The organism is Serratia oryzae, assembly GCF_001976145.1.
Taxonomy (GTDB): Bacteria; Pseudomonadota; Gammaproteobacteria; order Enterobacterales; family Enterobacteriaceae; genus Chania; species Chania oryzae.
The window spans coordinates 24,316-38,762 of record NZ_MOXD01000011.1 but is presented as its reverse complement, the minus strand read 5'-3'; the positions used below and the strand labels follow the sequence as shown (position 1 = coordinate 38,762).

General features: G+C 52.9%; 13 protein-coding genes. All 13 read right to left on the bottom strand.

Annotation, left to right across the window (positions count from 1 at the left end):
• Nucleotides 1-8: 8 nt before the first annotated feature.
• Nucleotides 9-1,370 (bottom strand): ECA oligosaccharide polymerase, encoded by a 1,362-nt coding sequence (wzyE, locus tag BMI79_RS18150; protein WP_076943508.1) that lies wholly within the window; start codon nt 1,368-1,370, stop codon nt 9-11.
• Entirely contained in the window at nt 1,367-2,452 is a 1,086-nt protein-coding gene (locus BMI79_RS18145) for a TDP-N-acetylfucosamine:lipid II N-acetylfucosaminyltransferase (RefSeq protein WP_076943507.1), read from the bottom strand. Before BMI79_RS18145 ends, wzyE begins: the two co-directional genes overlap by 4 nt.
• The gene (gene wzxE / locus BMI79_RS18140; RefSeq protein ID WP_076943506.1) at nt 2,449-3,699 is read right to left on the bottom strand and encodes a lipid III flippase WzxE; all 1,251 of its coding nucleotides are present in this window, start codon (nt 3,697-3,699) and stop codon (nt 2,449-2,451) included. Before wzxE ends, BMI79_RS18145 begins: the two co-directional genes overlap by 4 nt.
• Nucleotide 3,700: 1 nt before the next feature.
• A complete protein-coding gene (gene rffA / locus BMI79_RS18135) occupies nt 3,701-4,831 on the bottom strand; it encodes a dTDP-4-amino-4,6-dideoxygalactose transaminase (protein WP_076943505.1) in 1,131 nt (376 codons plus the stop codon).
• Complete coding sequence (gene rffC / locus BMI79_RS18130) at nt 4,818-5,534, bottom strand: dTDP-4-amino-4,6-dideoxy-D-galactose acyltransferase (protein ID WP_076943504.1); 717 nt, start codon at nt 5,532-5,534, stop codon at nt 4,818-4,820. The genes rffA and rffC overlap by 14 nt, the downstream gene beginning before the upstream one ends.
• Nucleotides 5,512-6,393 carry a glucose-1-phosphate thymidylyltransferase RfbA gene (gene rfbA, locus BMI79_RS18125; RefSeq protein WP_076943503.1) on the bottom strand — a complete coding sequence of 294 codons (882 nt, stop codon included), beginning with the start codon at nt 6,391-6,393 and terminating at the stop codon, nt 5,512-5,514. The genes rffC and rfbA overlap by 23 nt, the downstream gene beginning before the upstream one ends.
• 63 nt (nt 6,394-6,456) lie before the next feature.
• Entirely contained in the window at nt 6,457-7,521 is a 1,065-nt protein-coding gene (rffG, locus tag BMI79_RS18120) for a dTDP-glucose 4,6-dehydratase (protein ID WP_076943502.1), read from the bottom strand.
• The gene (gene wecC / locus BMI79_RS18115; protein WP_076943501.1) at nt 7,518-8,780 is read right to left on the bottom strand and encodes a UDP-N-acetyl-D-mannosamine dehydrogenase; all 1,263 of its coding nucleotides are present in this window, start codon (nt 8,778-8,780) and stop codon (nt 7,518-7,520) included. Before wecC ends, rffG begins: the two co-directional genes overlap by 4 nt.
• Nucleotides 8,777-9,907, bottom strand: a complete 1,131-nt coding sequence (wecB, locus tag BMI79_RS18110) for a non-hydrolyzing UDP-N-acetylglucosamine 2-epimerase (RefSeq protein ID WP_076943500.1) — start codon at nt 9,905-9,907, stop codon at nt 8,777-8,779. The genes wecC and wecB overlap by 4 nt, the downstream gene beginning before the upstream one ends.
• An 83-nt stretch (nt 9,908-9,990) precedes the next feature.
• Nucleotides 9,991-11,043, bottom strand: a complete 1,053-nt coding sequence (gene wzzE, locus BMI79_RS18105; RefSeq protein WP_076943499.1) for an ECA polysaccharide chain length modulation protein — start codon at nt 11,041-11,043, stop codon at nt 9,991-9,993.
• Nucleotides 11,044-11,063: 20 nt separating this feature from the next.
• Nucleotides 11,064-12,161 carry a UDP-N-acetylglucosamine--undecaprenyl-phosphate N-acetylglucosaminephosphotransferase gene (wecA, locus tag BMI79_RS18100; protein WP_076943609.1) on the bottom strand — a complete coding sequence of 366 codons (1,098 nt, stop codon included), beginning with the start codon at nt 12,159-12,161 and terminating at the stop codon, nt 11,064-11,066.
• Nucleotides 12,162-12,500: 339 nt separating this feature from the next.
• Complete coding sequence (gene rho, locus BMI79_RS18095) at nt 12,501-13,760, bottom strand: transcription termination factor Rho (protein WP_021181558.1); 1,260 nt, start codon at nt 13,758-13,760, stop codon at nt 12,501-12,503.
• Between the two features lie 401 nt (nt 13,761-14,161).
• Nucleotides 14,162-14,447: thioredoxin TrxA (gene trxA, locus BMI79_RS18090; RefSeq protein WP_076943608.1), on the bottom strand; the 286-nt coding region annotated here is incomplete at its 5' end.

Here is a 14,447-nt window from a genome sequence, read left to right as displayed (position 1 = left end):
TATTACCTTTACTGAACGCGGCCCGCAGAGGGCAGCGTTGCGCGCTTACGTATTATCCGTGCCTTGATCAGGCCAGCGATATCAAACAACCAGTACAGCAATTTTGCCAGTATCAGGCAGACACCAAATATGATGCAGAAGAACACGACGCGTGAAACGAAAGAATCGACTCCTTCACGCGCCAACACGATGATATTGAACACCGCGCCGAAGCAAAAACCCTGCAAAATAGCCGCTTTAAAACGATTCTGCTCGTTTTTGCCCATTTCATACAGCCAGTCAAACCATTTGATGATCAACCCCACCACAATGGCACCTAGAGGGATAAACAGCACGCCCCCCATCACCACCAGCGAGCCGATCAAGGTAGGGGAAATGGCCAGCCCGGAATGGTTATCCAACACTTCCCAGGTAAAATAGTTGGCGCTATTCAGCACCAGATCGGGCCGCCCTGGCCACAACCAAGTAGGGATAAACACATAGAAATCACGCACGATCGGTGCCAGCCCCTGGAAATCGATCTTGTCGTAATTTTGCAGCAGTAACCCCAGGTTTTCCCACGGAGAGAAGGTATCGCGCGTCAGATACAAGAAAGTATAAAACGCTTCGGGGCCGCTCACGTCCAAGCTATAGCGTTTCAACGCCAGCCAGAACATGCCGACAATACCGAACACCCCAGCGGCCACCAGCATCCACAACGAAATCCAGCCGCGCACGATGCCGATAAACAGGAACAGCGAGAAAGCGATGATGATATTGGCACGGGTGCCACCGACGATCACATAGGTCAGAATGCCAAAGGCCACCGTCGCCGCCAGGAAGAAGAACCAGGCGCGCACGTCCTGCTTGAGAAAATAAACCACCAACATCGCCGGGATGAAGAAGTAGAAAAAGCGCTTGAGCGCCACCCCGGATACATCGCTGGAGAAGATCTGGCTATAGGAGTTCAGCTTGAACAACAAGAAACCGTTCTGCATAAAGAAAATGCCGACGGTGCCAATCGCCACCAGCGCCAGTAGCATCCAGGTAAGATGGGTTTCCACCCGATTCATGGTAAATATCGGCTTATGCTGCTGGTTGCTGCGCTTACGCAACCGCGTTTTGTAGCTGACATAGTAAATGGCGTAGAAACAGGTCGCAGAAAGAATGGCATACAGCAGGAATTCAACCGGCACCACCTGAACGTCAAACTGGAAGACCAGCAGACAAGTCAACGGAAAACCGAAATAAAACGTCAGTAAATAGAGCAGAGAAAAGAACACGTTAAAATTGAAACGGACACGCCGGAATTCCTGATAGGTCAGCGTCAACACAAACAGTGCCCCAATCAGGTAAACGACGAACAACCCGCCAAACTGAGCCAACGTCATGGATTCTCTCCCGCCACTTGCGCCAAGGCCTGCTGCCAGCCATCCACGTAGTTCGGATTAAAGAAGGCTATCGCATGTTTGTTCACCAAAGCCAACTGACGCTGTGACTCGCGGACAATGGCTTCATCCAGCGAATCGCCATAAAACAGGACCGGCAGGTGCTGCTCCGCCAAGTCCTGCCAGAAGGGGTTTTTGCGGCTGAGCACAAACGGCACGCCAAACTGTATCAACAGGCACAGAGTGCCGATACCCTGCTGTCGATCAAAGATAAAGTAACCGAGATCGCATTCGCGCAAGATATTCAGGTAATCATCAAACGCCACCTGCTGCGTCAACAGCTGCAGATGGTTTTCGCCAAACAGCGCCAGCCCGGCAGCACGCACCTGCTCAATGTAAGGCTCATTGTTGGCAGGATAACCCATAGGTACAATCACCCGCACATCGCGGCCAAACCGCTGATGAATCGCCTTCAGCGCCTCTATATGGCGGTTAGTACGATCCCCTGAATTCCCCACCAGAATGGTCAGCAGCCCGGTGCTGTTTTTCTGCACCTCGATGCCGGTCAGTTGAGGGTCCATGCGCGTCGGGAAGTATAGCAATGAGGCCGGAACACGCGGATGGCGCTGCTGGTAGTGAATCAGATCGCCACGCGTCGCAAATACGTGGCTTACCCGCCCCTGCGCGATGCGGCGCAGGATATAGAACAACCGGAACTTCCAACTGGTAGCATTCTCATACAGATCGGCCCCCCAGATATGCCAACTCACCTGATGGGCTTTGATTTTACCGCTCAGCAACGCCAGCCACAGCGCCGCGTTAAACTGACCATGCAGGAAAAAGCGGGTATGGCGATCGGCCTGAGCGCGAGCAATCACCGCCTCCGCCAGGCTTTTCTTGCCCGGAAAGGTTTCCACTTTCAGTGCAGAAAACTGGCCCAACGCCGCAGTATCCTTGGCGGCCACCATAAAATGGCACACCTGTTCAGCAGGCAAACGCTCTGCCAGCACGTCATTAAAGAAGCGCAGCACCGTATGATTATGATGCGGGATATCAGATCCCAGTACGTGAATCAGTGTGGTCATACTCGTCTACGATAGAGGATAAATACGCAGCTACAGAGCGCGAAATACACGATGTAGGTTGCCATATAGGCCTGTGCCGCCCCCAGCGCGCCATGCTGCGGGATCAGCCAGTGCGAGAACAGCGTCAGCAAGGCAAACTGGCTGACTTCCGTCAGAATATAAAAACGCAGGGATGCTTTGGCAATCACCAGGTAACCGAAAACGTAAGAGCCGACTTTCAGCACATCGCCAACCAGTTGCCAGGCAAACAGATCGCGCATCGCGACAAATTTTTCGGAGAACAGCAGCCAAATAGCGAAATCACGCAGCAACCACACGGTCAAACTGGCGGCAGCCACCGCGGGTAATACAAACTTCAGCGACCGCACAATCTCTTGCGAGATGGCGCTTTTTTCCTTCAGGCGCGACAGCGTTGGCAGCAAGTAAACGGTGAACGACGCAGTAATAAACTGCAGATAAGCATCGGAAATACTGCTTACCCCCTGCCAGATACCCACCTCATCCCAGCTGTAATGCGCTGCCAGCAGGTTACGCATCATCACATAGGCGACTGGCAGAGTCACTGAGGTGATCAGTGCCATAAGGGTGAACTTGCCTAAATGGCTGGCCAGCGCCTTATCCCACGCCAGCGCCAGATAGCGCAATGGCAGCATCTTGCGCCGCCACAGCAAGAAGCCGGCTGGCAGCACCACCAACGCAGGAACCAGGGCCAGACCGGCCAACGCCCCCTCATAGCCACCCAGCTTGAAACATAGGGTATAGGCCACCACGCCGATCAGGCTACCGCCGATCACCGCCAGTGCATTCCCCATGGCATCACGGTAGCCTTTCAGAATGGCCAGGAACAGGTTGGCGTAAGCAATCCCCATTTGGATAAACGCCACTGCCCGCACGACATTGATATAATCGGTATGGCCGAACAGCCCCATGCTTATCGGCTCGGCGGCGAACAGAAATACCAACGCTAATAGGGTGGAAAACCCCAGCACGATGCTGGAAGCAGTGCCCACCGCCATGCGCAACCGCTGAGGATCCTGATGATATTCCGCCACATACTTGGTAATACCGTTAAAAATCCCGGCGCCGGACAGCACGCCAAGAACGGTAATCAATTGGCGGAAATTACCCGCTTGCCCGACACCGCTGGGGCCAAAAGCCACCGCCAGCATTTTGACTACCAACAGCCCCACGCCAATTTTTATCAGCGTGGAGCCGGCCGTCCAAATCGATGCTTTTGCCAGCGACATATCAGGCCAGGTAGCTCAGGATGGTGGTAATCACCGTGCGTTGGTTAACATCAGACATGTTATAGAACAGCGGCAGGCGCACCAGACGCTCACTTTCTTTGGTAGTGAAACGGTCTTCACCAGCAAAGCGGCCAAACTTCTCACCCGCCGGGCAAGCGTGTAGTGGGATGTAATGGAATACCGTCATGATTTCGGCTTCTTTCAGGTAATCGATAAACGCCGTGCGATCCTGAACATCCTTGAGCTTAACGTAGAACATATGAGCATTATGCACACACCCCTCTGGGATTACCGGCAAGCTGATACGGCCTGCGTCAGCCAGCGGTTTGAATGCATCGTAGTAGTTCTGCCACAGCTTCAGGCGACGCTGGTTAATCTCTTCCGCAGCTTCCAATTGTGCCCACAGATAAGCCGCCTGCAGATCAGACATCAGATAGCTGGAACCGATATCGCGCCAGGTGTACTTATCAACCTGACCACGGAAGAACTGGCTGCGGTTGGTACCTTTCTCGCGGATCACTTCTGCACGATCGATCAGCGCCGGATCGTTAATCAGCGTTGCGCCACCCTCACCACCCGCGGTGTAGTTTTTAGTTTCATGGAAGCTGTAACAACCGATATGGCCGATAGTTCCCAACGCCCTACCTTTGTAAGTCGACATAACGCCCTGCGCGGCATCTTCAACCACGAACAGATTGTATTTTTTCGCCAGCGCCATGATGGTATCCATCTCGCAGGCTACGCCAGCATAGTGCACCGGCACAATCGCGCGGGTTTTATCGGTAATCGCCGCTTCGATTTTGCTTTCATCGATATTCATGGTGTCTGGACGTACATCAACAAACACCACTACCGCGCCACGCAGCACGAAGGCGTTGGCGGTAGATACGAAGGTGAAGCTCGGCATGATCACTTCATCACCCGGCTGAATATCCAGCAGGATAGCGGCCATTTCCAATGAAGCGGTGCAGGAAGGCGTCAGCAGCACTTTCGGGCTGCCGAAATGCTGTTCCATCCATTGCTGGCAGCGACGCGTAAAGCCACCGTCACCACAGAGTTTGCCGCTACCCATGGCAGCCTGCATGTAATCGAGTTCGGTACCAACAACCGGTGGGGCGTTAAATGGAATCATGTAAACCTCTGTAGAACCAATACGCGGTGCTTTCTATGATGGCACCGTGCCGTTGATAGAGCCGTAACGCGGCGATATTACTCATCTGGGTCGCAACCCACAGGCGTTGCAGCTCACGCTGCTGACACCAGGCGATCGCGGCAGCCATCAGCCGTGAACCAGCACCCTTTCCTTGTGCGCCCGGGAAGACTGCCAGCAGGCCGATACGAGCTTCGTGCTGGCCGATATCACGCAGGCTGACAAAACCTTCTGGCTGCCCATCGCTTCCCAGTACCAATAGACACTGATGATCGAAGGTTCCCAGCACCGCTTTTTCAATCCAAGTAGCGTAAAATCGCCCACTGTCCTGCGGCCCATACCAAGGAGCACGAAAACGGCTGGCGGCGAATACGCTGGCTGCGACACCACGTAATAGCGGGATATCTTCAGGTACCGCCGGGCGCAATGCCGTTAATGAAGCACTTTCCGTGCCAATCACCAGGGCTAAATCAACTTCACCTTCCACCAGCCGAAAACCTTGCCCAGCCAATGCGTCAGCTAAATCCAGTCGCTGTGCCGGTATTTTGGCCTGCACCAGCGCAAAAGCATCTAATTCCGCATCACCGAGCGGTGGCGCGGCGTCGTCAAACTGCAGCTTGGCGCTGGAGATATGGAAAAACTCGCTTTCCCAGCCCAAAGACTCAATATTGGCGTGGACGGACATGCAGTAAATCCAATAAATATTTACCATAGCCGGTTTTAGCCAGCGCCAGTGCCGCACGTCTTACGCCTTCATCGTCCAGCCAGCCGTTACGCCAGGCAATCTCTTCCAAGCAGGCAATTTTGAACCCTTGCCGTTTCTCTACCGTTTGGACAAAGGTACTGGCCTCAATCAGGCTGTCGTGAGTACCGGTATCAAGCCAGGCAAAACCGCGGCCCAGCAGCTCAACGCTCAGTTCACCACGCTCCAGATACATCTGGTTAATGCTGGTGATTTCCAGTTCGCCGCGCGGCGAAGGCTTCACCTGCTTGGCAAAATCCACCACCTGGTTGTCGTAGAAATAAAGCCCCGTAACCGCCCAGTTGGACTTTGGCTTAGCCGGCTTTTCTTCGATCGACAACGCACGGAAATTATCATCAAACTCCACAACGCCGAAACGCTCTGGATCCATCACCTGATAACCGAATACTGTCGCCCCTTTCAGGCCCGCGACCACATTTTTCAGTTTTGGGCTAAAGCTCTGCCCGAAATAGATGTTGTCGCCCAGCACCAAACAGGTCGGCTCGCCGGCAATAAACTCTTCGCCGATCAGGAATGCCTGTGCCAGCCCATCTGGGCTTGGCTGCTCTGCATAGCTGAGGTTGATACCAAACTCTTCACCGCTGCCAAGTAAGCGGCGGAATGACGGTAGATCTTCCGGCGTAGAGATAATCAAAACGTCACGGATCCCGGCCAGCATCAGCACCGAAAGCGGATAGTAGATCATCGGCTTATCGTAGATAGGGAGCAGCTGTTTCGAAACACCACGGGTAATCGGGTGCAAACGCGTCCCTGAACCGCCGGCAAGAATGATGCCTTTCATAATAACTCCTGAACTTACTGTAACAACGCGGCGCCTAAGCACTGCGCGTTCATCTGGATGGTGTTAATTCAGCCCTAAACGCTCACCCGCATAGGAACCATCTTGCACACGGCGCCACCAGGTTTCGTTACTCAGGTACCAAGAGACCGTTTTGCGGATACCGCTTTCAAAGCTTTCCTGCGGGCGCCAGCCCAGCTCACGCTCGATTTTCCCCGCATCAATGGCATAGCGCATATCATGGCCGGGACGATCTTTAACATAGGTGATCAGATCGCGGTAGTTTGCCACGCCTTGCGGTTTGTTCGGTGCCAGCTCTTCCAGCAGATCGCAGATCGCGTGTACCACTTCGATGTTCTTACGCTCGTTGTGTCCACCGATGTTATAGGTTTCCCCTATCACTCCTTCGGTCACGACCTGATACAGCGCACGGGCGTGATCTTCCACATACAACCAGTCACGCACCTGCGCGCCATTGCCGTAGACCGGCAGCGGTTTACCGGAAATAGCGTTCAGGATCACCAGTGGAATCAGTTTTTCTGGGAAGTGGTATGGGCCATAGTTGTTGGAACAGTTGGTCACCACCGTCGGGAAACCGTAAGTACGCAACCAGGCGCGCACCAGATGATCGCTCGACGCCTTAGACGCTGAATATGGGCTGCTCGGCGCATAAGGTGTGGTTTCAGTAAACAGGTCGTCAGTCCCGTGCAGATCGCCGTACACTTCATCGGTAGAGATATGGTGGAAGCGGAAGCCCTGCTTTTTCTCTTCTGCAAGCGCTTGCCAGTAATGGCGGGCAGCTTCCAGCATGGTGTAGGTTCCCACCACGTTGGTTTCAATAAATGCCGCCGGGCCGTCAATAGAGCGGTCAACATGGCTTTCTGCTGCCAGATGCATCACAAAATCAGGCTGGTACTGGGAAAATACCCGATCCAGCGCGGGGCGATCGCAGATATCAACCTGTTCGAACGCATAGCGCTCGCTGTCAGCCACGCTAGCCAACGACTCAAGATTGCCCGCATAGGTCAGCTTGTCCACCACCACCACGCTATCGGCAGTGCTGCTGATGATGTGCCTTACGACAGCGGAACCAATAAAACCGGCACCGCCGGTGACTAAAATACGTTTCAACGCCAGACCCCTTTGGTGTCGACAATCCAGGATTGCTTGATCTCTTCCGGCTTAATCGCCTTAAACTCTTTGTGATCGACCAACATCACGATCACATCAGCCTGTTGCAATGCGCTGGCAATATCCTTCAGCGTCACATGGCCCGCCAAGGACTTCGGCAACTGCTCAACGTTCGGCTCTACCGCCAGCGTTTCACCTACGTGCCAATCAGCAATCAGGTGTGCCACTTCTACGGCTGGGCTTTCACGCAAATCATCAATATTGGGCTTGAACGCCAAGCCAAAGCAGGCGATTTTCACTTCGGAAGCACGTTTATTGGTTGCTGCGAGGCAGTCGGCCACTGCGGCCTTCACACGTTCAACCACCCACAACGGTTTGCCATCGTTAACCAGACGCGCGGTATGGATCAGGCGTGCCTGCTGTGGGTTTTGCGCCACGATAAACCACGGATCAACGGCGATACAGTGCCCGCCAACGCCAGGGCCCGGCTGCAAAATATTGACGCGCGGATGGCGGTTGGCCAGGCGGATCAGTTCCCACACGTTGATCCCTTGATCGGCACAAATCAGCGACAATTCGTTAGCAAACGCGATGTTGACATCACGGAAGCTGTTTTCCGTCAGTTTGCACATCTCAGCGGTGCGTGAGTTGGTGATAACACATTCACCTTCAAGGAAAATCTTATACAGTGCGCTGGCGCGCGCGGAACATTTTGGCGTCATGCCACCGATCACGCGGTCATTCTGGATCAGCTCAACCATCACCTGGCCCGGCAATACGCGCTCAGGGCAATAGGCAATATTAACGTCAGCCTGCTCACCGGCATTCTGTGGGAAACTGAGATCGCTGCGCGCTTCGGCCAGCCATTGCGCCATCTGTTCGGTCGCGCCCACCGGTGAGGTGGATTCCAGAATCACCAGATCGCCTTTTTTCAGTACCGGTGCCAATGACTTAGCCGCCGCTTCAACATAGGCCAGATCGGGCTCGTGATCCCCTTTGAACGGGGTTGGTACTGCAATCAGGAAAGCATCTGCTGCCAGCGGTTTGGTCACCGCCTGCAGGAATCCCCCTTCAACCGCTTCCTTCACCACGCGATCCAGGTCGGGTTCCACAATATGAATCTGACCACGATTGATGGTATCTACCGCATGCTGATTAACATCTACGCCCACCACTTTTTTCTTGCGGGAAGCAAACGCCGCCGCCGTTGGCAAACCAATGTAACCCAGGCCAATAACTGAAATAGTGTTAAAACTCATAGTGTCACCTGATGATTCTTTAAAGCTTCGAGGATACGCTGGCAGGCATGCCCGTCACCGTAGGGGTTATGCGCCCGGCTCATGGCGTGATATTCGTTTTCGTCCGTCAACAGCCGAGTCACTTCGTCGACAATTTTAGCCACATCCGTTCCCACCAACCGCACCGTTCCGGCATCAACCGCTTCTGGTCGCTCCGTGGTATCGCGCATCACTAGCACCGGTTTACCCAGTGACGGAGCCTCTTCCTGAATACCGCCTGAGTCGGTCAGAATCAGGTAAGAGTGGGTCATCAGATAAACGAAGGGCAAGTAGTCCTGCGGATCGATCAGCATGATGTTGTCGATACCTTTCAAGATGCGATTGACCGGTTCGCTGACGTTAGGATTAAGGTGTACAGGGTAAACCACCTGCACGTCTGGATGCTGGCGGGCAATTTCTGCCAGTGCGCTGCAAATGCGCTCGAACCCACCGCCGAAGCTTTCGCGACGGTGGCCGGTCACCAGGATCAACTTCTTGCTGGCATCCAGGAAGGGGTAACGCTGATCGAGGCTATTACGTAATACTTCGTCACTCAGGACGCGATCGCGCACCCATAACAAGGCATCTATCACCGTATTGCCAGTGACGAAAATATGGTCATCACGCAGCGATTCCCGCAGCAGATTCAGCCGCGAGTTTTCGGTCGGTGCGAAATGGTACATCGCCAGATGGCCCGTCAGTTTGCGGTTTGCCTCTTCAGGCCATGGAGAGTAGAGATTACCGGTACGCAGGCCGGCTTCCACATGCCCAACCGGAATACGCTGATAAAACGCTGCCAAACTGGTCGCCATAGTCGTGGTGGTATCACCGTGAACCAGCACCACATCGGGTTTGAAATCTTCCAGAACACCCTTCAGTCCTTCCAGGATGCGGCAAGTGATTTCACTCAGCCCCTGCCCAGGTTTCATGATATTCAGGTCGTAATCCGGTACAATTTCAAACAAACGCAATACCTGATCCAACATCTCACGATGCTGTGCCGTAACGCAGACTCTTGATTCAAAGGCTGCATCCTGAGCCAGAGCATGTACCAGAGGAGCCATTTTGATGGCTTCCGGCCTGGTGCCAAAAACAGTCAACACTTTCACAGCGAATCTCTTTTGGTCGGTGAACCGCAGGCGAACCTGCAAACTGGGCGCTTAAGCGCCCATCAGCAAAATAATGATCTTTTTTAATTGCGTGGCCGACGAGCCAAAGCAACACCAGCGCCAACCAGAGCACCAATTGCGCCCCACATAATCAGCCAGAATACGCGGCGTGGGCTATCACGTTTAACCGGCTCTTCCGGCGTACGCAGATAGCGATAGGTCTGGAACTTGGCATCCAGCGTAGGGCCAACGTTCAACGTTGCCAGCATGGCGCGGTTCTGATCGTAATCCAGATCGTACGTTGGGCCAGAAGCCTGTAACCCTTCAAGACGAGCCTGAAGCATTGGCTTGCCCAATAGGAACAAATCGGAGTCAGGTAATTGTTCTGCTGGCGTATCAGTCTGGCTACGGCTAATTCCCTGTTGTTCAGCGATTTTCAGCGCCTGCTGCACGGTTTTAAGCTCGCGTTGGTAAACCGCATCTGCAACCGCTTCCTGGCGTTTGACCTGTGCATTCATCGACGTAGTACGCGCCGCCCAAGCCCCCTGGATTTCCTCATTCAGATGCTGTGCTGCCCGGTGACTGGCAAATGCTACATACTGCCGCAACAGGCGGTTGGAATCCGGCGCTGTTTCTGCCGTCAGCTTCACGCTGTCGTTAAGCACTTTTTTGTCGTCACGCGGAGTGAACAGAATATTGTTAATCAGATCGTCGAGCAATGCCGCATCTGCGCGCGCATCCCCTTCCTGACGCTGCTTGTAGTAATCGCTTTGCAGCCAGAAGTCGCGGCGCGTGTCGTAAGCCGCTAGCTGCATAATGAATTCATTATAGGCTTCATCGGCAATTCCCGGCTTATCGCCTGCCACTGCCGGCACGGTGCGCATGTCGAGGTTACGCAGGAACTGCTGCTGGGAGTAATAGCCCCCCAACGCATTCACCGTAGGTTTGTCGGTGATCGCCGTCGCACTCCATTCTTGCTTAACCAGATAAGAGACGATCAGTGCCACAGCGGCAAACAACACCGCAAAACCGATAATCCATTTCTTACCGCGCCACAGCGTGCAACACAAACCACGAATGTCGAGTTCATTATCGACTACCGGGGTATTTTTTTCAGACGTTGTCTCAGGATTCATCACTGCCCAAAAGCCTCAGGTTAAGGTACTTGCTTATTGTTCGTTGCATTTCGAATACGGCGCTTCATACGTTTGATATAACGCGCGACGCGCCATGCACGTTTGATGCAATAGCCATACAAGAAAAAGGCAAGCAAAAATAGTGCCAACATTACCCATTCAGGGATAAACGTCAGACGTTCGCCAAGTACGCCAATCGCCGCCAGAATCGCGGCAGCCAGCGTAATCAGAACAAAAGCCTGGCGGGACGTAAAGCCTGCACGCATGATCAAATGATGGATATGCTGGCGATCGGGAGAAAACGGGCTCATCCCTTTGCGCAGACGACGATACATGATAGCGATCATATCCATCAATGGTATGGCAATAATCCACAGCGCCGTTACCGGCCTGATAGGATGATTTGCCCCTTGGGAACTTTGCAGCAACACCCAGATCGCCGTAAAGCCAATCAGCGTACTGCCTGCATCTCCCATAAATACTTTGTATCGGCGGCCCAATAAGCCAAGGTTAAGCAAAATGTAGGGGATGATCGCTGCCAGCATGGCAAAGCACCAGAAAGCGAGCGCAGTATGGCCACTCAAATATAGCAGCGACCCCAATGCCCCAAACGAAACGCAGGAAAGGCCGCCAAGCAGCCCGTCGATACCATCAACCATGTTGAACGCATTGATCGCTGCCCACACCGCAAATAGAGTAACCAGATAGCCAAACGGCCCCAACAGCATTTCCCAGCCGCCAAACACATAACCGAAGCTTCGCAGGTAGAGGCCAGCAAACACCATCATGGCAATGCCGACCAGAGCCTGGATAGTGGCGCGTATTTTAACGCTAATGTCGAAACGATCGTCCAGCGCCCCGACAAACACCAAGACTCCCGCACAAGCGAGATACAGTTTAGCGTGAGCAATCGGTTGATCGGAAATCAGGAAGGCAAAACAGAGACCTGCATAAACAGAAATACCGCCAACAAGAGGGATTAAACCCTGGTGACGTTTGCGATAGTTAGGTTTATCAACCAAACCTATCTTTTTTGCTACCTTGCGGGCAACAAATAGAAAAGCCAGAGAAAACAGGAAAACAAAAAGAATTTCAGTACTCATAGTGAGTAAGTTCACAGTTAACAAATCTCTGAAGAAGATGAGGCAGCTTAACATGGGTAAAAACAGCACCATAGGCAAAAGCTACCTTTCAGTCATTTCTTATGACAACCACCAATCAAAACTATATCCCTTTCACACAAAACAGCAGAGACGTTAGCCGCAGTTCCAAGCATTTGGGGATATCTATGTCTAGGTCAATACTTCAACGCATGAACAACCTAGACAGACATAAATAAGACAAATTCTCAATAAGCCACAAGAAAAACCCACTTTCCCTTTACCGCTACTTATCGTATCCGCCAAAAGCGAAAAACGCCACGACTAGGCGTGGCGTTCCCCAAATTTTTTACTGAATTACGAACGTTTCATCATGTCAAAGAATTCATCATTAGTCTTGGTCATTGCCAACTTATTAATGAGGAATTCCATCGCGTCGATCTCACCCATCGGGTGAATAATCTTGCGCAGGATCCACATTTTCTGCAGCTCTTCAGACGTGGTGAGCAACTCTTCTTTACGAGTACCGGAACGGTTGTAGTCAATAGCAGGGAACACGCGCTTCTCGGCGATTTTACGCGCCAAGTGCAATTCCATGTTGCCGGTACCTTTAAATTCTTCGTAGATCACTTCGTCCATTTTGGAACCGGTATCTACCAGCGCGGTGGCGATGATGGTCAGGCTACCGCCTTCCTCCACGTTACGTGCCGCACCGAAGAAACGCTTCGGACGGTGCAGGGCGTTGGCATCCACACCACCGGTCAGCACTTTACCTGAAGCCGGTACCACGGTGTTGTAGGCACGCGCCAGACGGGTGATCGAATCCAGCAGGATGATAACGTCTTTCTTATGCTCAACCAGACGTTTGGCCTTCTCGATGACCATTTCTGCCACCTGCACGTGGCGGGATGCGGGTTCATCAAAAGTGGAAGCGATAACTTCACCTTTTACCAAGCGCTGCATCTCGGTCACTTCTTCCGGACGTTCATCGATCAGCAACACCATCAACACGCAGTCAGGGTGGTTGTAAGCAATGCTCTGCGCAATATTTTGCAGCAGCATGGTTTTACCAGCCTTCGGTGGTGCCACAATCAGGCCACGTTGACCACGGCCAATCGGAGCAGCCAGATCCAGAACGCGCGCCGTCAGATCTTCTGTGGAGCCATTGCCACGCTCCATCCGCAGACGGGAATTGGCGTGCAGCGGCGTGAGGTTTTCGAACAGGATTTTGTTACGGGCGTTTTCCGGCTTGTCGTAGTTGACTTCGTTGACTTTCAACAGAGCAAAATAGCGCTCGCCTTCTTTTGGCGGACGAATCTTACCGGAAATGGTGTCACCTGTGCGGAGGTTGAAGCGGCGAATTTGGCTGGGGGAAACGTAGATATCATCAGGGCCGGCGAGGTAGGAACTGTCTCCAGAGCGGAGGAAACCAAATCCATCCTGCAATATCTCCAACACGCCATCGCCGAAGATATCCTCTCCGCTTTTCGCATGTTGCTTAAGTATAGAGAAGATAATGTCCTGCTTGCGCAGGCGGGCCAGGTTTTCCAGCCCCATATTTTCGCCGAGAGTAATCAGCTCAGAAACCGGCGTATTCTTTAATTCGGTAAGATTCATAGTGGTGGGTTCTTAAACTCGGGGTATGTCTCGAACTAATATCGTGAATGGTATGGCAGCGAGATGCGTGCCTGTTTACTGGACGTTCGATCGCCGGGCCACAGAGCTGTCACGGTAAGAGATGGCTTACAATGGACGCACGCGCTAACGGTCTAGGATCGAAGGTGCCTTAAAACTGATTTTTGCAAAACCGTTTGATTGTCGAAACATGGGCTGAGTTCATACGTAATGGCAACGCCGATGATTCAACATAGAGTAAAGCTTAGATTCAAACTCTTTAGATTTAATACTTAGGGCAAGTTCTATATGCAGTGTGGCTAAACTTAGCACGCTTCTTGGCAGGCGTCTAGCGGTGAATTACACATCCCCTCCAGACGCCCATCGCAGGGCTTCCCGCCCGATTACAGATTCGCGTTCAGAAAATCTTTGAGCTGGCCTTTGGACAACGCCCCCACTTTGGTGGCAGCCACTTCACCATTTTTGAACAGCAACAGCGTAGGAATGCCACGGATACCGTATTTCGGTGCGGTAGCTGGGTTTTGATCGATATTCAGCTTGGTGATGGTCAACTTGCCCTCGAACTCTTCGGCAATCTCATCCAGGATCGGAGCAATCATCTTGCACGGACCGCACCATTCAGCCCAGAAATCAACCAGAATTGGCCCTTCGGCTTTCAGCACATCGGTA

Bases quoted from the DNA above. Each gene is read 5' to 3' on its own strand.
- wzyE (WP_076943508.1), bottom strand. From the start codon at position 1,370: ATGACGTTGGCTCAGTTTGGCGGGTTGTTCGTCGTTTACCTGATTGGG.
- BMI79_RS18145 (WP_076943507.1), bottom strand. From the start codon at position 2,452: ATGACCACACTGATTCACGTACTGGGATCTGATATCCCGCATCATAAT.
- wzxE (WP_076943506.1), bottom strand. From the start codon at position 3,699: ATGTCGCTGGCAAAAGCATCGATTTGGACGGCCGGCTCCACGCTGATA.
- rffA (WP_076943505.1), bottom strand. From the start codon at position 4,831: ATGATTCCATTTAACGCCCCACCGGTTGTTGGTACCGAACTCGATTAC.
- rffC (WP_076943504.1), bottom strand. From the start codon at position 5,534: ATGTCCGTCCACGCCAATATTGAGTCTTTGGGCTGGGAAAGCGAGTTT.
- rfbA (WP_076943503.1), bottom strand. From the start codon at position 6,393: ATGAAAGGCATCATTCTTGCCGGCGGTTCAGGGACGCGTTTGCACCCG.
- wecC (WP_076943501.1), bottom strand. From the start codon at position 8,780: ATGAGTTTTAACACTATTTCAGTTATTGGCCTGGGTTACATTGGTTTG.
- wzzE (WP_076943499.1), bottom strand. From the start codon at position 11,043: ATGAATCCTGAGACAACGTCTGAAAAAAATACCCCGGTAGTCGATAAT.
- rho (WP_021181558.1), bottom strand. From the start codon at position 13,760: ATGAATCTTACCGAATTAAAGAATACGCCGGTTTCTGAGCTGATTACT.